Genomic DNA, 18,563 nt, shown 5'->3' with positions numbered 1-18,563 from the left:
ACACGCATAAGGAGGACGATGTCCAGTTGGGCGGTGCCATTTATGTCACCACCTCACGACGTCTTTTTGATGCAGATGAACAAGAAATCCTTTTGCGTGCGCAATCTGCTGAGGTGTTGCACTACATGGTGCAGCAAGTGGGGACATTGGTCTCACGAGATGACCTGATCACCCATATCTGGTCTGACGTGGCTGTAACGGATGACAGCTTGACCCAGTGTATCCGGGATATCCGCAAGGCGATTGGTGACACAACGCGCAGTGTTCTGGTGACGGTTCCCAAGCGCGGTTACCTCCTGAAGGGAAGCCCGACAGCTGCGCCGAAATCAATCATGGTAACAATGACGGCGGCAAACGCAAAAGTCTCATCGGACGTAGACGCGCCACCGCAGGCCACAGAGGGCATCAAACCTCTAACGACGGTAGATGCGGCTGCGCCCCTCCTCATGGCAGATCTTGATCCACGTGATGTTTTGCCAACCTTGGCCGTTCTGCCATTCAAGAGTGATCAGCCTGACACTGTCGATATCTACGGTGTTTTCCTCGCCGACGAGATTGCCAAGCTCCTCAGCATGACAAAGGATGTTAATGTTATCTCCCGACTGTCCACGGGAACGATGGGGGGATTGGCCCCCGAACTGCAGACCGCCAGACAGACAATGAACGTGGATTTCGTTTTGTCTGGTTATCTGGTCCGATTAGGGACACGGGTGGCTGTTTCGATCGAGTTTTCCGAGGTTGATACCGGTTTTGTCCTTTGGTCAGAAAGAATGCAGTTTCCTTTTGACCCGACCCAGCCCGAGACGGAAGGCTTGGAAGTGGTCGTGGCCAATATTCGCCGCGCAATCACGTTGAACGAGGTGCGCCGCATCAGTTCGAAACCGATACCAAGCCTCAAGCTTTTTAGTATTCTGCATGGTGCAGTTGGCCTGATGCATCGATTTTCGCCAACGGACTTCCACAAGGCAAAAGACTTCCTTGAGCATTTGCGTCAGCAAGCCCCCCGTCATCCTGCGCCTTTAGCTTGGCTCGCCCGTTGGCATGTCCTGAATTCTGCACAAGGCTGGGCCCATGATCCGGAAAAGGACGCGGAAGCGGCCCTTGACCTGACAGCCCGTGCGCTTGATCTGGATCCGTTTCACACGCTCGCGCTTGTTTGCGAAGGTCAGGTGCTCATGCATCTGGTCAAGGACTTGGACACCGCCGAGCAGCGCTATGATCTGGCGCTTGAGAGCAATCCAAATGATGCAAACGGGCGTAGTCTGCGCGGTATGCTGTTGGCATTTAGTGATCGTGGCGACCTTGGCAAGCGGGATACCGAACGTGCAATGCACCTAACACCACTGGATCCGCACCGCTTCATGTATCTTGCCCTTAATGCAGGTGCATGTCTGGCAACAGAAGACTATGACCGTGCGCTGGTTTTGACGCGCGAGTCCCTGCGCCTGAACCGGGAACATGCATCCAGCTTGCGGATGCTACCAGTCGCACTCTTGGGTGCGGGACAGGAAGAGGCTGCATATAACGCTGCAAAAACATTGAGGGAGCGCTACCCCGACTTCCGCGTCGGCGCCTGGCTTCGGTCCACGCCGAGTGCACAATTTAAGAACGGGCGCAGATTTGCCGACATGCTCCGGACTGTTGGTGTCCCGGAGTAAAATATATAGCTGACAAGGAGTTACAGGATGACCGATCGCGAAAACGCTTACAACGCATATAATGCCTACAACGCTTACAATGCATATAACGCCTATAATGCATATAACGCCTATAATGCATATAACGCTTATAATGCCTATGGCGGGACGCCGTCGGTGGATGCGGTTGCGCTCATTACAAACCGGGACGGCATCGTTAGCAACAAAATCGACCACATCGTCGCGCCCGATGCGGCGCCAGCCAATGATCCGAACGCGCTAAAGCGTCTAACGCCAAGCCAGCAATCGGCAATCTACATGTCCGTACTTGCGCCGACCGTGGACGTAACAGCTCAAGAACAGGGTGACGTGCCAATGGCAACGGTTTGGCGACGCGATAGCATGAACGAACCAAACGGCCGTGCCAAGTATCAGCAGATGGTTGAAATGACCGCGCCGGGCATGGATCAGCTTGTAGAGCAGCTCAATTATGTTGCGGGATATGCGCAAATCCGCGGCGATCGCGTTGCCGAAATTGTTGCTCAACTGGCGCTGCCGATACCCTTCTATCAAAGCATCGGGTATATTGATCCGGCACGCACGCCGCGCACGCTGGAGCTGATTGACCTCGCTGCCGGCTTCGCCTTCTCGACGATCCAGAGGCTGAAGTTCTCGCTTGCCATCAAGCGCCCGATCGAATTCTCGCCGCAGGTGCAGCCTGTCATTCCCACACCTACACACGCGTCGCTGCCCAGCGGTCATGCAACCGAGGCCTTCCTGATCGCACGGTTGATCTGGAAGCTCATGTTGGCCAGCAATGCACCACAATATAATGACCACGCCTATTGGGGGGACATGTTGATGCGCCAGGCCTCGCGCATCGCTGTGAACCGGACCGTGGCCGGTGTTCACTTCCCCGTCGATAGCGCAGCAGGCGGCATGTTGGGCCTGGCACTTGCCGATCACATTCAGGACGTCGCAGACGGCGGTGGTTGGACATCCTGCGTCTTTGACGGTGGCGGGTTTGAAGGAAAACTCGATTTCAACTGGCATTCGCTTTACGTGCCCGAGGGCGACAAGATGCGGCGCAAATTCAAAACAGATGGGGTTCAATGGGGCACTTCAGCATACCATAATGACAGCAAAAAAGATGAACCTTCCGCCATTTTGAACTGGCTATGGACATCCGCCGTCGCCGAATGGCGCGATGTCGTGCCGTCGCAACGCTGATAGGGGCGGTCGGATGTACAAAGAGATAGATGAAAGAGAAGGTTACAGGAAAAATGTCGTAAGTCAGGAGGCAGACTTCCGGCTGACAAGAGCGCCCAATGCCGGTCAGCCAAACCAGACGGACACATGGTGGTCAGTGCTGTTGGACATTGAAGGAAGTATTCAGGAATTCATATCCAGGGCTGATCGTTTTCTGGACGAAAACCACAACGAGGCCGCCAGGGAAAAGAGCTTCCTTGTTCCGGTGGAATACGATCGGAAAGACCGGCTTGCGCAAAGGGGAAGACAGGCCGTTGTCATCTTTGCGCGTCAGGGGTTTGTCCACGTTCTCAATCAAAACACCGGCAGTACACATGAGCCCAATCGCTTTGGCATTGTGGATCTGCACTTGGGTGCGGTTGTTCGTCGGGATGCCCTGAATTTTGAAGCCGATTGGCCGGACAACAGTCCGATCATTGTCAGCGATGACGCGGTCGTCATGGCTGTGATTGACGATGGGCTTGGCATTGCCAATGATCTGTTCCGGACAGGACCTGTCCGGTCCCGGGTTCAATACGCGGCGATTTTGGATGCCAACATCAACCCTCATGGGGTCAGCACCAGCGTTGGGCGCGCTTTGGAACGCGCTGAAATTGATGCGCTATTGGCAGAATGCACCGAAGATCATCTGCTTGACGAAGATCGTTTTTATACACTGACCGGCCAAGTGAACTACTATAATCAGGTGTTTTCCACTGTGGCATTGAGGTCCTCCCATGGCACCCATGTGATGGGTGTCGCTGCGGGTTTCCCGATGCACAAACAGAAGACCGATCGACCGATCATCTGCGCGGCATTGCCATCACGATTGGTGGAAGACACAACCGGCGTCGATCTATTGCCTGCGCTCTACCTGTCGTTTCACATACTGGTGAAGCAGGCTGGCCGGTTCCAGACCAAATCTGGTGCTCTGGCCCCGGCGATGTTTAATCTGTCTTATGGCAACGCTGGTGGGCCGCATGATGGTACTGGGCTGTTTGCGGGTCTATTTGACCGCTATTTTGACCTAGATCAAGGCATAGTAGCCGAGCAGCAAAAGATATGGCTGACAATACCAGCCGGCAATCTGAACCTGTCCCGCATGCATGGTGTGGCGGAACCTGGAGACAGCGAAACCACGCTGTCGCTCGCCGTGCAGCCAGATGATCGAACGGCCACACTGGTACAGATCTGGATGCCGCATCCCGCATCACCAGAGCAGGCAGAACAGGCCAAGATACAGGTCACGGATCCCTTTGGTCAGGACGTTTCGCTTGTCACGGATGCACCATCTGGTCGCAGCATCCGCAACGTTGCGGGACAGGAGATTGGGCGGCTCAGCTATGAATATTCGCCAGCGCCAATCGAGCGTGGATTTGTTCTCCTTGCACTGAACCCCAGTGCCAGCCTTGACCCGGACGAGGCAACGGTCCCATGTGGCAACTGGACCATCAAGATCAGGCGCAAACCGGATGCCGTGGATCAGATCCATGCATGGGTTCGGCGCGACGAAACGCTCCCCGGGTTCACCTCGGGCGGCCGACAGGCGTATTTTAATAACGATGATTATCAGCGTTTTAACAAGTTCGGCGCGCCCCTGCCAGTCGATCCGCCTGGGACACAAAGTCCCATTCGGCGTGCGATGACACTGAGTGGCTATGCCTGTGGTCAGGCGCCGGTCGTGGTCGCAGCCTTTACCGAAAAACAGTCCAAGCTTTCTGACTACTCGGCCGCCGGGCCGTTGAATGAACCTGCGTCCGAGTTTGCGGCGGATCGCTGCGGTCCGGACTTATCAGCAAAGGGCGATGACAGCCTCGTGCGGCGCGGTGTGATCAACGCCGGTTCTCGCAGCGGCACGATGGTACGCCAGGGTGGTACCAGTACAGCCGCACCACAAATGGCGCGCGCCGCCACCGATGCCATTGCCATACCGGGGTTGGTTGCAAGAGAATGGGCGAAATCACCGACCAGCTATTCAGATCGTATACTGGAAGTGCCGCTTGCCGTTGCCGAGGACCTCACTCGCTTGGGATCTGGCGCATTCCGGCTCAAGGGCTCCGGCAACAAATATGACTAATGACGTGCTTAGAACACGCGGTCTGCACCATGCAAGGCCACGTTTGCGGGGCCCTTAAAGGCATGTAAATCTCTGCCACGGGCAGGGCTGTCACAAAACGTTCATAAAACTAGACATCTGTCGTTCATCGCTCTGAAAGTACGGGCGATGCCTCCGTCGTTACTCCTTTGGTCATCAAGACGCGAAAGCGGCGACCGACGATAGGGGCAAGCAATGAGGGTGACTGCGGACGAGGCGACGCTTGGCAAACCAAACGCCGGTTTGCCTGATGGGCTGAAAGCAGCTCTTCTTCCCATGGTTGCGGCTACGATGCTGAGCGGGGTGATATGGTTCGGGGCGACCAGCCTTGGGTCGGACGCTCGGATTGTACTCATCGTCATTACCTGTGCCCTGATCGGTTGGGTCGGGACGCATCTTCCGGACAGTCTTGTTGCTCTTTTTGCCGCCCTTGCTCTTGTCGTCATGGGCGCGCAGCCGCCTGAGGCGCTGACCGACACGCTTGGCGCACAGATCGTCTGGCTTTTGCTTGCGGCCTTCCTGATCGCCGCCGTGGTAAAGGAGGCGGGCCTGGTTGAACGCCTCGTCGCACCGCTGACTCAGAGTGCCCCGCGCGTCTTGCCATTTTTTCTTGTGACCGCTTTGGCCATCTCCGCCACGGCCTTTTTGTTACCTAGCACGTCTGGCCGGGCGGCGCTTCTATTACCAGTCTTTCTTGGCCTGCTGGGCGCCTTGCCCGATCGTCGACTCATCAAGCCCTTGGCTTTGCTGTTCCCGACAGCCATTTTGTTGTCGGCTGGCGGGTCGCTCATCGGGGCTGGCGCGCATGTAGTCGCGGTCGAGGCGATTGACGCAACGGGTGGGCCGCAAATCGGCTACCTCGACTGGCTGCGCATTGGTGCGCCTCTGGCCACCGCGTCTGTCACACTGGCTACAGTCTTGATCTTTGCGCTCTTCGTTCCTGGGGACTTGCAACAGGCGCGTATCGTGCCTTCGGCAAAAAGCGTGCCACTCTCGCCAGTTCAACGTCGCATTCTAGTCGTGCTGGGTGGGCTGGTCGCACTCTGGATCGCCAAGCCCATGCACGGGCTGGAAGAGCCCATTGTCGCGCTGGGTGGGGCCATACTGCTTCTTTTACCACCATTTTGCGCACGTAAACCCAAGGAAGTCTTTCGTTCGGTCGATATGGAACTGATCCTGTATATGGCCGCGACACTAATGCTTTCCGTAGCTGTGGTCGACACAGGTGCAGACCGCTGGTTGGCAGCAGGGGCCATGGCCCTTCTGCCTTCGGAACTGGCGACAAGTACCGGGGCTGTCGTGATCTTCCTATCGATGGTCGCTGTGGTGTCTCATCTGGCAATCACATCGCGCTCGGCCCGTGCCGCGATCCTTGTGCCCGCACTGGCCCTGCCGGTCGCCGGCCTTGGGCATGATGCCACGCTCACCATCCTGATTGCTGTTATGGGGACCGGCTTTTGTCAAACGATGATGGCAAGTGCCAAACCGGTCGCGATTTTCGGGATGCATGAGTCCGCCGGGTTCAGCCAAAAGGACCTGTTCAAGCTGGCTCTTCCGCTTGCGCCAATCAAAGTAACGCTGCTTGTTGGCTTTGCGCTGTGGGTTTGGCCAGATCAACTGGCCAAACTCAACCCCGAGCGACCGACACCACCATCCATTACAGCGCCTTATCCATCCGGATCGCCTGTTCAGCCCAACGTTTTGGCGCAGAGGTCAACGCCGATCGTGACAGCACCCCCTGCCATAAGTGAGCGGCCTTCGCTGCGGCCCGAGCACCCTGTATCGGCAGCGACTGCTCCGAACCCAACGCGTGTCCCGCGCCACGCGTCTTCGCGCATGCAACAGCAGTCGCCTGTCATTGCGCATGCCCGCAGAGATCTGAACCGCGCCGCGAGCGATTTTTGGATGGCACGTCAGCAGATCAAACGTGATCTCTCCCGTCTGTTCCGATGAGCGCATCGGCCGGGCGCTCCCAACCCTCCCTCCTATCAATCAGAAAAAGGAACCAAACTCATGACCATGACCGTTCTTGTTGCACCGTCCGGCTTCAAAGAGTCCCTCTCTGTCAATGCAGTAACCAAATCCATTTCCAAAGGTATCCTGCGCGCTATGCCAGACACTCGCATTCTGCAGGCACCCATGGTGGATGGCGGCGAAGGTACAACCAAAGCACTTGCGCGCGCCACAGGCGGTGCGATTATCCCAGCTTGCGTCACCGGGCCTGTCGGCAAACCGGTGGACAGTTTCTATGGTGTCCTGGGTGGCCCCGGACCGCGCACCGCGGTGATTGAGATGGCCGCCGCCGCAGGTCTTTCACTGGTGCCGCATGACCGCCGCAACCCGATGTTAACGACATCTTACGGTGTCGGTGAGTTGATCCTGCATGCACTTGATGCTGGCGTTGAAAAGATCCTGGTCGGCTGTGGTGATAGCGGGATCAACGATGGCGGCGCTGGCCTTGCCCAGGCACTTGGTGCGCGGCTTCTTGACGAACAAGGTGCCGAGATCGGGGTTGGTGGTGCCGAGCTGATGTGGCTTCACCGGATCGACATGTCGGGCCTTGATCCGCGACTGAAATCGGTCCGTATCGATGTCGCGGTCAACTGGCACAACATGTTGCTCGGCCCAAAGGGGGTGGCGCGCGTCTTTGGTCCTCAAAAGGGTGCGACACCCACACAGGTTGAGTATCTCGATTCCGCCTTGCAGCGCTGGGCCACCGTCATCCGGGCGGAAACCGGTCTGGATGTTGGAAATGCGCAGGGCGCAGGTGCCTCCGGTGGTCTGGGCGCGGGCCTTATGGCGTTCGCGGGCGCGACGTTGCACCCGCGTTTTGACATCATGATGCAGTATCTCGAATTTGACGGCCTGTTGGATCAGGCCGATCTTGTCATAACCGCAGAAGGCAGCCTCGACGGACAAAGCCCATATGGGAAGGTCCCCTGCGAAGTGGCGCGCCGCGCGGCCGGGCGTGGCATTCAGACCGTTGCCCTCGCCGGAACCATCGGCAAGGGAGTGGATCAGACATTTTCCCATGGGATCTCGGCGTTTGCATCTATCCTGAAACGGCCGTGCACGTTCGAAGAAGCTATCCGCGATGGCGAACGCCTGCTGCGTTGTGCGGCAGAGGATGCGATGCGGATGATGTGCGTGGGCTTGCGCATGTCGCAGAAGCAGCACCTGGCATATGCATGACTGCCGAGTTGGCGGCTGGTGGGGGTTCGCCAACTCCACTGCTCCCTCCGGCGAGAGCTACGCGTGTTTTCAGCACGTAAGTTGCCAGCGCTGGGGCGGATCAAATCGGGCAGAAATAAGGCGCGGTCCCAGGCCGAGTTTCCATGACTGTGGCGGATTGGCACTAGGCAAATCAGAACCAGCTGCGCTAACAGTGATCACACCCGGGGGGGCGCGCTTGTCGAGGCATCTTAATGTTCAAAATACTGACCGCCGCACTTTGTGCGACGCTCTGCTTCTCTGGTCTTGCAGATGCGCAAGATAGGCAACGTTTGGGCTATGGACGCCTGATAACCAACGATTTCTTTGGCGATGGAGAGGACCGCTGGCGCACCGGTGGGTTCCAATCATCGCGTGTTTGGGGCCCCGAATGGGGCGGTGCGGCCCCGGCAGGTTTTGGTCAGCTTCTGGAACTTAGGTTGTCTGCAGAAATCCTTGCCCCAGATGATATCCGCACTCTCGACCCAAGCGATCGACCCTATGCGGGCGCCTTGTCGGTCGGCTTGCACACACATTTCACACGCGGTCCTATGGAATACTCCGTGGGCGGGGATATCGTGTTTCTCGGACCGCAGACCCGGCTGGATGAGTTTCAGGACGCGTTCCATGATACGTTTAACATTTCGCCGCCATCGGATGCGGTGCGCGACGCGCAGGTCGGCAACGATATTCTGCCCAACGTTGTGTTTGAGGCCGGGCGCAGTTTTGCCATAGGGCAGGCGACCTCGCTTCGACCATTTGTAGAGGCCCGCGCGGGTGTCGAGACATTGGTCAGAGCCGGTGTGGATTTCACATACGGGGCCCTCGGTCGGGGCGAGCTTCTGGTACGTGATGGCGTCAGCGGGCAGCGCTATGACGTGGTCCAGTCGGACTGGACCGGGTTCAGCTTCGTGCTTGGCGCCGATATCGCACGGGTGACAGATAGCGAGTTGCTGCCGGCTGCCAGCGGCATCAACCCTGAGGACACGCGCGAAAGGTTGCGCGCCGGCGTGATGTGGCGCAGTGAAACGGGGATCTCGGGCTTCTATGGCGTGACCTATCTTGGCGAAGAATTTGAAGGTCAGGACGAAGGTCAGATTGTTGGCGCGATCCGTTGGCGTGTGCCGTTCTAGCATGCGTTGAGACAAGGTGCGAAGGTCAACAGATCGCGCCACGTTACCTTTCGCATGCAACACTCTGGAATCTTATGCAAACCCGGTCTTCACAGATGAGGATCGCTTTGCTAACGTGCCTGCAATAAAAAAAGTAAGGCAGGCATACAGGCAATGGAAACGGGCTTTCGTGGCACGTTTGTCATATCCTGGTCGCAAACAGAAGTGGACGGTCTCGAGGCCGCACCATTGCCATCACTGGCAGTGGGTGCAGCATGGGCTTGGCGTGGGGACGCCGTGCGTGTGGACGGTCCGCAGGACGTATTGCGCCTGGACAGGGCGAACGGAGAAGACGTGATACGCCGCAGGGCGGCACGGATGGTGCATCGACTTGTCGGGGCGGCCATCGACAACACCCCACTGACACCTGAACCGGCGGAGTCCGGGCCGCTGATGACAGACAGCAGTTTTGTGGTGACCGACGGGGCCAAAAGCTACACGGTGACGGTGATCGAGGTGGGGCGGGGCACGCCGCCGCTATTGATGTTCCTCGATGACATTCCACCAAGGAAGACGGATTTGTGGGTTGTGCATCACACCATCAATACCGCTTACGGAGACCCGACTCCGGATGGGTCCGGCGGCGTAATCTGCTTTACCCACGGCACATGGATTGAGACACCGGATGGTCCACGTCTGATCGAAGATTTGCGCGAGGGCGACAAGGTTCAGACGCAGGACAGCGGTGCGCAAGAGATCCTTTGGGTGGGCAGCAGACGAATGACAGGTGCGCGTCTCTTTGCGATGCCTCGGTTGCGTCCGGTCCGGATTGCGACGGGCGCACTTGGCGTGGAGCGGCCCGATCAGGAACTGCTGGTGTCGCCGGAACACCGGATGCTGATAAAGGGCGACATTGCCCAAGACCTGTTCAACACGCCCGAAGTGTTGGTGGCGGCCAAGGATCTGGTCAACGGATCTACCATAACCGTCGACCTCAAGGCCCGCGAGGTAACTTATGTTCACCTGTTGCTGCCGAAACACGAGGTACTGCGCGCAAACGGGGTGGAAACCGAAAGCTTCCACCCGGCCAACACAGCGCTTCCGATGTTGAGCACAGACGACCGCGCAAGGTTGGTGGCAAGCATGCCGAACCTCGAATTCGACCCGCACACATATGGCAGCTATGCACGCCGGAACCTGAGTGCGAGTGAGGCTGCGATCCTGAACCACGCGGCGTGACCTAGCAGACGCTGCGTGACGACTTTGCAATGCGGGCGCTGCACCCATCCCACGGGCTCCGCCACCGTGTTTCTCGCCAAATGAAAGATCAGGTGAAGCCCGGCGTGCCCTTGTCGTCCGGGCTGCGGGCGAGGTGTTTGGCCTTGATCTGTTGTGAGGTGTCGCGGGAGCCATCGTGGCTCCATCCCGGCGGGGCAATGGCGTAGAGCAGGCGATCCTTTAGTGTCAGGCCTGGTTCTGTGACGTCCTTCCAGAGGCCAACCCATTCGTGAAATGCGACCCGGATCGGGTTGAATGTACCGATGTTCTGCACCAGCCCGTAATCTGGTTTTTCACTTTCAAGTTCCGGCACGAAGGTGCCGAACATCTTGTCCCAAATGATGAAAACACCAGCATAGTTTGCATCCAGATACCGCGCATTGCGCCCGTGGTGGACGCGGTGATGGCTTGGTGTGTTCATTACCGCCTCGACCCAGCGGGGCAGTTTTCTGATGGCTTCCGTGTGGATCCAGAATTGGTAGATCAGGTTCAGTCCCCCTACGAACAAAACCATGGCCGGGTGAAAGCCAAGCAGGATCAGAGGCGCGCGGACGATCATCATGAAAGTGAAGGTTCCCGTCCACGTTTGTCGAAGCGCGGTGGTCAGGTTGTAGTGCTGACTGGAATGATGGTTCACATGGCTGGCCCAGACCCAGCGGACTCGGTGTCCGAACCGGTGCACCCAATAGTACCGCAGGTCATCCTGCACAAAGCAGACCAGCACAACCCAAACGCCGGTGCCAAGATCGAGCGGTGTGATAGCCCAAAGCCAGATGAAGAAGCCCCATGCAATGAAGCCAAGCAGAATGCCAGAAGCGACATTACCTGCACCCATGATCAGAGACGTGACAGCGTCGCGGGTTTCGTAGCGCCCGCCGCGGCCCTTGATCGCGATCCACATCAATTCGATTGCGATGGCGGCAATGAAGAAGGGGACTGCGAGTTGTACAACGTCAGGATAGGTCAGGTTGCTCATCATCTTTGGGTGATCCAATCTTGCCATTCGATCTGTTCGTCAGGTGTCAGGTGCAGCAGTACCTTCGGAGCGGCGTAGTCGTTTAGGTACAGTATCGCCGTCTTGGCGCCAAAATTCAGCGTCTCGGTTCCGGTCAGTAGGCGGGCGCAGGTATCTGCCCCCATCTGCCACAGGATACCATGGCCGCGATCGGTAATGATTCTGGCGGCACGTCCATCTGCGGTGATCTTTATGGTTTCGATCACATCATCCGGGCGCGCGCGTAGCCATGCGGTGCGGGCTGTTTCCAAAGCGAAAGTCGGTGCTTGTGACAGTCCAAGCAAATGAAGCGCCAGCGCAATGCTCGCGATGCCGCCAACCACCAATATCAACAGGATGTGCAATGGCACGACCTGATCCTCCCTGTCGCATATCTGAGCGGCGAGCGATGGCGATCGTCAAGCTTGGCGTTGCGTCAGGTTAGGTCCGTGGACAAAGACGTGGTCGCCCATGGAGCTTTGTTTTCAAGTGGTGAAACCGATTTTCCGAACGCGTTTCTCTCCGGGAAACAGCGACGGTCAGCCGCTTTCCGCCCCAATCAATGTTGCTATGATGGCCTTGGCGCTGTCCGACGACCAATCGGCATCGCCGCGTAGGCGGGCGATTTCGCGCCCTTCGGGATCAATCAACACGGTGATGGGCAGGCCAAAGACACCCATTTGAGCGGCCAGCTTCTGCTTTGGATCCTGGTGGCGGGGCAAGTTGGTTGCATTGATCTCTTCCAGGAACTTCTGAATGGCAGCTGGATTGTTGCGGCCCGTGGCAATGGTCACGACTTCGAAGTTGTCGCCGCCGAATTTGGTCTGTAATTCCGATAGCATTGGCATCTCGTGCCGACAGGGCGCGCACCAAGTGGCCCAGAAGTTCACAAGGATATGCTTGCCCTCGTAGTCCGCGAGCGAGCCCTGACCGGCGCCGTCGGCCAGATCGTAAGACTGTTTCGAAACCGCTTCGGGGGTGCCATGGAAGATAAGTTTTTTCATGTCGCCGTCGCGCAATGCGGCAGCGGCGTCCGTGTCGGCAAGCGCGGGAATTGCACCGAGGCTCAGGGCCATGTAGAGGGCTGCGACAACAGTTTTTTTCATGTCTCTTCCTTAGGTGGGCGACCAGATGACCGACAAATCCGCGAATGCAATGTGGGGTGGCCGTTTTGCGGCAGGGCCAGATGCGATCATGGAGGCAATCAATGCCTCGATCGGATTTGACCAGCGCATGGCGTCCCAAGACATCGCGGGTTCGCGCGCCCATGCCGCCATGTTGGGCGCCACCGGCATCTTGAGTGATAAGGATGTGAAGGCGATCCGGGAAGGGCTGCTCACGGTGTTGTCAGAAATTGACGCAGGTACGTTCCAGTTTTCGACGGCATTGGAAGATATCCACATGAACGTGGAAGCACGGTTGAAGGACCTGATCGGTGAACCTGCAGGGCGCTTGCACACAGGGCGCAGTAGGAATGACCAGGTGGCGACCGACTTTAAATTGTGGGTTCGGGACCAGTTCGACGCGGCTGAGGGCGCGTTGTTGTCCTTGATCGCGGCTTTGTTGGATCAGGCAGAGGCAGGGGCCGATTGGGCCATGCCCGGCTTCACCCACCTTCAGACAGCTCAACCCGTGACCTGGGGCCACCACATGATGGCTTATGTCGAGATGTTTGGCCGGGATCTTTCGCGCGTCCGCGATGCGCGCACCCGCATGAATGAAAGCCCCTTGGGAGCGGCGGCGCTGGCTGGCACGTCTTTCCCTATTGACCGGCAGATGACGGCAGAGGCTTTGGGTTTTGATCGGCCCGCCGCCAATTCTCTGGATGCCGTCAGCGACAGGGACTTTGCGTTGGAATTCCTTAGCGTGGCCAGCATCTGTGCCATGCATCTATCGCGCTTTGCCGAAGAGCTTGTCATCTGGTCGTCGGCCCAGTTCCGTTTTGTCACGCTGTCGGATCGGTTTTCGACCGGCTCGTCCATCATGCCGCAAAAAAAGAATCCAGACGCGGCGGAGTTGATCCGCGCCAAGGTGGGTCGGATATTTGGTGCGAACACAGGCCTGATGATGGTGATGAAGGGCCTCCCGCTGACCTATTCCAAGGACATGCAAGAAGATAAGGAGCAGGTCTTTGATGCCGCGGACAACTGGATGCTGGCCCTGGCGGCAATGGATGGGATGGTGCGGGACATGACTGCCAATCGCGACAGTCTGGCTGCCGCTGCGGGCTCCGGTTTCTCGACCGCGACCGATCTGGCCGATTGGTTGGTGCGGGTTCTGGGGATGCCCTTCCGGGATGCCCACCACATCACTGGCAGCCTTGTTGCACTTGCCGAGGCCGAGGGTTGCGACCTGCCCCATCTGACACTTGATCAGATGAAAGCGGCGCATGAAAGCATCACAGAAGATGTTTTCACCGTTTTGACCGTGGAAAATTCCGTCGCATCGCGTACAAGTTACGGAGGCACTGCGCCCGTTCAGGTGCGCGCGCAGGTCGCCCGGTGGAGAGAGGTGATCGCATGATCCGCATTCTTTGTATCCTGTCGTTACTGGCCGTTGCGGCTTGCGGAGCGGATGGCGAGCCCGTGCAGCCACATGCAGGCGTGAACATCGGTGTCGGATCGGGCGGTGTGAATGCAGGCGGTACCGTGGGCGTCAGCCGCGGACCGTTGTCCGTTGGTGTGAGTATCTTCTGATCCATGGCGCCCATTCGCATGATCTATCTTGGCCTTGCCATTTGGGGGGCCGTGCATCCGATGTACTATTTCATCAATTGGTTTCAGACGAACAGCTGGGACCTGATGGCGATGGTCGATGCGTGGCATTTAAACGCCGCGACCAGCGGTTTGGTTTGGGATCTGACCATTGCGGCCCTTGCCCTGACCATCTGGATCGTCTCGGAAGTGGCGGTGCGCCGGAACTGGATCGCCCTCATTGCCATTCCTGCAACATTCTGCATCGGCGTGAGTTGCGGGCTGCCCCTGTACCTCTTTTTGCGATCCCGCCCGGTCACCTGATTGATCCCGGCGCGCCGTGGGGCTAAAGGCGCTTCTCATGGATCATTTTCTGTATCGCGATGGCGTGCTGCACGCCGAGGATGTCCCGGTAGCCGAGATTGCCGCCGCCGTGGGCACACCATTCTACGTCTATTCGACCGCCACTTTGCTGCGCCACTTCACGTTGTTTGACGATGCGCTTGATGGAATGGACCATCTGGTTTGCTATGCCATGAAGGCGGCGAGCAATCAGGCGATCCTCAAAACCCTTGCGCAGGCGGGTGCAGGCATGGACGTCGTGTCGGGCGGCGAATATGCGCGGGCAAGGGCCGCGGGTGTGTCGGGTGATAAGATCGTGTTTTCTGGTGTAGGCAAGACGGCCGACGAAATCCGAATGGCCCTGACTGGGGGGATCCGCCAGTTTAACGTGGAATCCGAGCCAGAGATGGAAGTTCTGAACCGCGTGGCGGGTGAGGTCGGCGTGATTGCCCCCATCACCATCCGCGTGAATCCGGATGTGGACGCCAAGACCCACGCCAAGATTGCAACGGGCAAGTCCGAGAACAAGTTTGGCATTCCCATTGCCCGCGCGCGCGAAGTTTATGCCATGGCAGGTGCGATGGACCACCTCGATGTGATTGGCATTGATGTGCATATCGGTAGCCAGCTGACTGACCTGACCCCATTCGAGCTGGCCTATCAGAAGGTCGCTGAGCTGACGGTTCAGCTGCGCGAGGATGGGCACGACATTCGGCGCCTGGACTTGGGTGGTGGTCTGGGCATTCCCTACGCTCGCTCGAATGAGGCGCCGCCTCTGCCCACCGACTATGGCGCACTGATCAAGCGAACCGTGGGCCATCTGGGCTGCGAGATCGAGATCGAACCAGGTCGCCTGATCGCAGGTAATGCCGGGCTGATGGTGTCCGAAGTTATCTATGTCAAATCGGGTGAAGGGCGCGATTTCCTGATCCTGGACGGGGCCATGAACGACCTGATCCGCCCTGCGATGTACGAGGCCCACCATGACATCGTCCCGGTGATCGAACCTGCGCCGGGTACGGAACAGACCCCTTATGACATCGTGGGACCGGTCTGCGAATCCGGTGACACGTTTGCCAAGCAACGCATGATGCCACCCCTTGCCGCTGGCGATCTTGTCGCTTTCCGGTCGGCCGGTGCCTATGGCGCGGTTATGAGCAGCGAATACAACACGAGGCCGCTGATCCCCGAAGTTTTGGTCAATGCTGATCAATACGCGGTGATCCGCGCACGCCCGACCTTTGACGAAATGATAAATCGCGATACCATCCCCGGGTGGTTCTGATACGTTCGGGGCGACTTGAGGTTCTGGGCGCTATGGTGCGCCACGATACCGACAAGGGACGCGATGTATGGCGAGTTTTTCCAGACATGACGTGCGACGCGGCTTGAAGTCGCTGCGCTGGCCGCTCGCGTTGACGCGCGGGGGCATGTTTGCCGAGGCCTTCTGGCAGGCGACATGGCCTCTGGCGACCGTTGTTTTGGCTGTATTGGCGCTGCTGATGCTGGGCTTGCAGGACAGCGTTATGATCGAACTGGTCTGGTTCCTTGGCGTCGTGGCGGCGCTGGCTGGTGTCGGTGCATTGATCTATGCTCTGCGCCGCTTCCGCATCCCGACGCGTGAAGCCGCGTTGATCCGGTTGGACGAAACGCTGCCGGGCCGCCCCATTCAAGCGCTGATGGATGAACAGGCCATCGGGGACGGCGATGCCGCTTCAACCGCTGTTTGGCGTGCGCACCAAGCGCGTATGGCGCAGCGCGCCGCTGCAGCGCAGCCAGTGCCGGCAGATCTGCGTATTGCCCGCCGCGATCCCTATGCTCTGCGCTATGTGGCCGTGCTTATCTTCGCCGTGGCCCTGATCTTTGGGTCAATCTGGCGTGTCGGATCGGTGACTGACATGACACCGGGCCCAGGCAACGGGTTGGCGACAGGCCCGGTTTGGGAAGGGTGGGCTGAAAGCCCGCGCTACACGGGACGTCCTACTATTTATCTGAACGATATTGCCGAGGGACCACTTGCGGTGCCTGCAGGGGCGCTCATAACTTTGCGCCTGTACGGTGAAGTTGGCGCATTGACCGTCTCGGAAACCGTGTCAGGTCGCATTGGAGAGGTACCCCCGGCGTCTGCCCCGGAACAGGATTTTACGGTTGTCCAGTCCGGAGAGATTGCGATCAACGGCCCTGGAGGCCGTACATGGGCTGTGACCGTATTGCCTGATGTCGCACCCACTATTGCGGTGCTCTCGACGCCTGAGGCAACCGCGCTGGGCGAGATGACACTTCCCTACAGCGCTTCCGACGATTACGGCGTCGAAGCAGGAGAGGCCCGGTTTTTCCTTGATCTGGCTGAAGTGGATCGCCGCCATGGTCTGAGCATTGCGCCCGAGCCGCGGCCCGAGATCACTGCCGCGCTGCCGATGCCGTTCACGGGGGATCGGACCGAATTCGAAGAGGCATTGGTCGAGGATTTCTCGGAACACCCATGGGCCAATCTGCCGGTGACTGTCATACTCACAGCGCTTGATGCGGCTGAGCAGCAATCGGAAACCGAACCGTTCAAGATGACCTTGCCGGGGCGGCGGTTTTTTGACCCACTGGCCGCGTCCATCATCGAGCAGCGTCGTGATTTGCTGTGGTCGAAGGGCAACGGCACGCGTATCGCGCAAATCCTGCGTGCTGTGGCGTATCGGCCCGATGACGTGTTCCGCCGCGAAGTGGATCAGCTGCGGCTGCGCCGCGTAATCACGAGACTTGAGACGCTGGCGAGCTATGGCTTGACGGATGAGCAGCAAGAAGACGTGGCGCGCGACATGTGGGACCTTGCCCTGGGGATCGAAGAGGGAGACCTGTCAGACGCGCTGGAGCGCTTGCGCCGCGCTCGCGAACGGCTGGAGCAAGCAATGCGCGATGGTGCCAGCCCGGCAGAGATCGAGGAGCTGATGCGCGAGCTGCGCCGTGCGACCGATGACTATATGCAGCAGTTGTCCCGTCAGGCAGAGCTGGACCAGCAGGAGAATGATGAGAACCCGCGCAATCAACCACAAAACCAGATGCAGATGACGCAGGATGACCTGCAACGCATGGTGGATCGGATTCAGGAACTGATGGAGCAAGGCCGCATGGCCGAGGCCGAGCAAGCCCTGCGCGAGCTGCAGGAGATGCTGGAGAACATGCAGGTTACCCGAGGGCAGGGCGGCGAAGGCCAAAGTCCGGGTGAACAGGCCATGGAAGGCTTGGCCGAAACCCTGCGTGAACAGCAAGGCCTGAGCGATGATGCGTTCCGCGATCTGCAGGAACAGTTCAACCCGAATGCGCAGACGGGTGAAAGTCAGGGCAACGAGGGCCGCGATGGTGGTCAGGGGCGCGGCAACCAGCATAGTCAGGGCGGTGAAGGCCAGGGTGAACAGGGCAACAATGAAGGCGCCGGTGATGGCAACGAGGAGGCAGAGGGGCAGTCCGAAGGCGCTCTTGCTGACCGTCAGCAGGCATTGCGAGATGAGCTACGCCGCCAGCAGGGCAGCCTGCCGGGTGCAGGTACGCCCGAAGGCGACGATGCGCGCGATGCATTGGACCGCGCTGGCCGCGCCATGGATGGTGCGGAAGAGGCATTGCGTCAACGCGATTTCGCCGAAGCCATCGATAACCAGTCGCAGGCCATGGAAGCGCTGCGTGAGGGAATGCGCGCCTTGGGCGAGGCGATGCAGCAGGAGCAACAAAACGCACAGCAGGGGCAGGGCACCAGCGAAAGCGACCGCCGCGCCGAGGCGCGTGATCCTCTTGGCCGTGATCCGGGGGCCAACGGATCCGTCGGCACGGAAGAGGGGCTGCTTCAGGGTGAAGACGTGTACCGCCGCGCCCGCGACCTGCTTGACGAAATTCGTCGCCGGTCAGGCGATGGCGAGCGGCCCGATGTGGAACTTGACTACCTCAAGCGCCTGCTGGACCGTTTCTAGG

15 protein-coding genes are annotated in these 18,563 nt (G+C 58.7%); 12 read left to right on the top strand and 3 right to left on the bottom strand.

The window, feature by feature from the left end; all coding sequences use genetic code 11:
* Positions 1–26 precede the first annotated feature (26 nt).
* From Q1A75_RS03595 to Q1A75_RS03565, 7 genes are all read left to right on the top strand, one after another.
* Positions 27–1,658, top strand: coding sequence for a winged helix-turn-helix domain-containing protein (locus Q1A75_RS03595; RefSeq protein ID WP_299591822.1), 1,632 nt, complete (start codon positions 27–29; stop codon positions 1,656–1,658).
* A 27-nt stretch (positions 1,659–1,685) separates the two neighbouring features.
* On the top strand, positions 1,686–2,867 hold the full coding sequence (locus tag Q1A75_RS03590; protein ID WP_299591824.1) for a phosphatase PAP2 family protein: 1,182 nt from the start codon (positions 1,686–1,688) through the stop codon (positions 2,865–2,867).
* 13 nt (positions 2,868–2,880) lie between these two features.
* Positions 2,881–4,962, top strand: coding sequence for a S8 family serine peptidase (locus Q1A75_RS03585; RefSeq protein ID WP_299546626.1), 2,082 nt, complete (start codon positions 2,881–2,883; stop codon positions 4,960–4,962).
* A gap of 213 nt (positions 4,963–5,175) precedes the next feature.
* On the top strand, positions 5,176–6,933 hold the full coding sequence (locus tag Q1A75_RS03580; RefSeq protein WP_299546625.1) for an SLC13 family permease: 1,758 nt from the start codon (positions 5,176–5,178) through the stop codon (positions 6,931–6,933).
* A gap of 60 nt (positions 6,934–6,993) precedes the next feature.
* Complete coding sequence (locus tag Q1A75_RS03575; RefSeq protein WP_299546623.1) at positions 6,994–8,172, top strand: glycerate kinase; 1,179 nt, start codon at positions 6,994–6,996, stop codon at positions 8,170–8,172.
* A gap of 233 nt (positions 8,173–8,405) precedes the next feature.
* On the top strand, positions 8,406–9,323 hold the full coding sequence (locus Q1A75_RS03570; RefSeq protein WP_299546621.1) for a lipid A-modifier LpxR family protein: 918 nt from the start codon (positions 8,406–8,408) through the stop codon (positions 9,321–9,323).
* Positions 9,324–9,476: 153 nt separating this feature from the next.
* Positions 9,477–10,541 (top strand): Hint domain-containing protein, encoded by a 1,065-nt coding sequence (locus Q1A75_RS03565; protein WP_299546619.1) that lies wholly within the window; start codon positions 9,477–9,479, stop codon positions 10,539–10,541.
* An 88-nt stretch (positions 10,542–10,629) separates the two neighbouring features.
* Here the strand turns inward: Q1A75_RS03565 and Q1A75_RS03560 are convergent, their stop codons facing one another.
* The 3 genes from Q1A75_RS03560 to Q1A75_RS03550 form a co-directional block, all read right to left on the bottom strand.
* Entirely contained in the window at positions 10,630–11,559 is a 930-nt protein-coding gene (locus Q1A75_RS03560; protein ID WP_299546663.1) for a sterol desaturase family protein, read from the bottom strand.
* Positions 11,556–11,945, bottom strand: a complete 390-nt coding sequence (locus Q1A75_RS03555) for a hypothetical protein (RefSeq protein WP_299546617.1) — start codon at positions 11,943–11,945, stop codon at positions 11,556–11,558. Before Q1A75_RS03555 ends, Q1A75_RS03560 begins: the two co-directional genes overlap by 4 nt.
* Positions 11,946–12,113: 168 nt before the next feature.
* The gene (locus tag Q1A75_RS03550) at positions 12,114–12,680 is read right to left on the bottom strand and encodes a TlpA disulfide reductase family protein (RefSeq protein WP_299546615.1); all 567 of its coding nucleotides are present in this window, start codon (positions 12,678–12,680) and stop codon (positions 12,114–12,116) included.
* Between the two features lie 25 nt (positions 12,681–12,705).
* Between Q1A75_RS03550 and argH the strand changes: the two genes are divergently transcribed.
* The 5 genes from argH to Q1A75_RS03525 all read left to right on the top strand — a co-directional run bounded on the left by argH (position 12,706) and on the right by Q1A75_RS03525 (position 18,562).
* Positions 12,706–14,097 carry an argininosuccinate lyase gene (gene argH / locus Q1A75_RS03545; protein WP_299546614.1) on the top strand — a complete coding sequence of 464 codons (1,392 nt, stop codon included), beginning with the start codon at positions 12,706–12,708 and terminating at the stop codon, positions 14,095–14,097.
* Entirely contained in the window at positions 14,094–14,270 is a 177-nt protein-coding gene (locus tag Q1A75_RS03540) for a hypothetical protein (RefSeq protein WP_299546612.1), read from the top strand. The genes argH and Q1A75_RS03540 overlap by 4 nt, the downstream gene beginning before the upstream one ends.
* A gap of 3 nt (positions 14,271–14,273) precedes the next feature.
* A complete protein-coding gene (locus tag Q1A75_RS03535; RefSeq protein ID WP_299546610.1) occupies positions 14,274–14,591 on the top strand; it encodes a DUF2834 domain-containing protein in 318 nt (105 codons plus the stop codon).
* A gap of 37 nt (positions 14,592–14,628) precedes the next feature.
* Complete coding sequence (lysA, locus tag Q1A75_RS03530; protein WP_299546608.1) at positions 14,629–15,894, top strand: diaminopimelate decarboxylase; 1,266 nt, start codon at positions 14,629–14,631, stop codon at positions 15,892–15,894.
* A gap of 67 nt (positions 15,895–15,961) precedes the next feature.
* A complete protein-coding gene (locus tag Q1A75_RS03525) occupies positions 15,962–18,562 on the top strand; it encodes a TIGR02302 family protein (protein ID WP_299546606.1) in 2,601 nt (866 codons plus the stop codon).
* Position 18,563: the final 1 nt, after the last annotated feature.

This window comes from uncultured Tateyamaria sp. (genome assembly GCF_947504105.1).
Classification (GTDB): Bacteria; Pseudomonadota; Alphaproteobacteria; order Rhodobacterales; family Rhodobacteraceae; genus Tateyamaria.
This window is presented reverse-complemented; position numbering and strand designations above follow the sequence as displayed.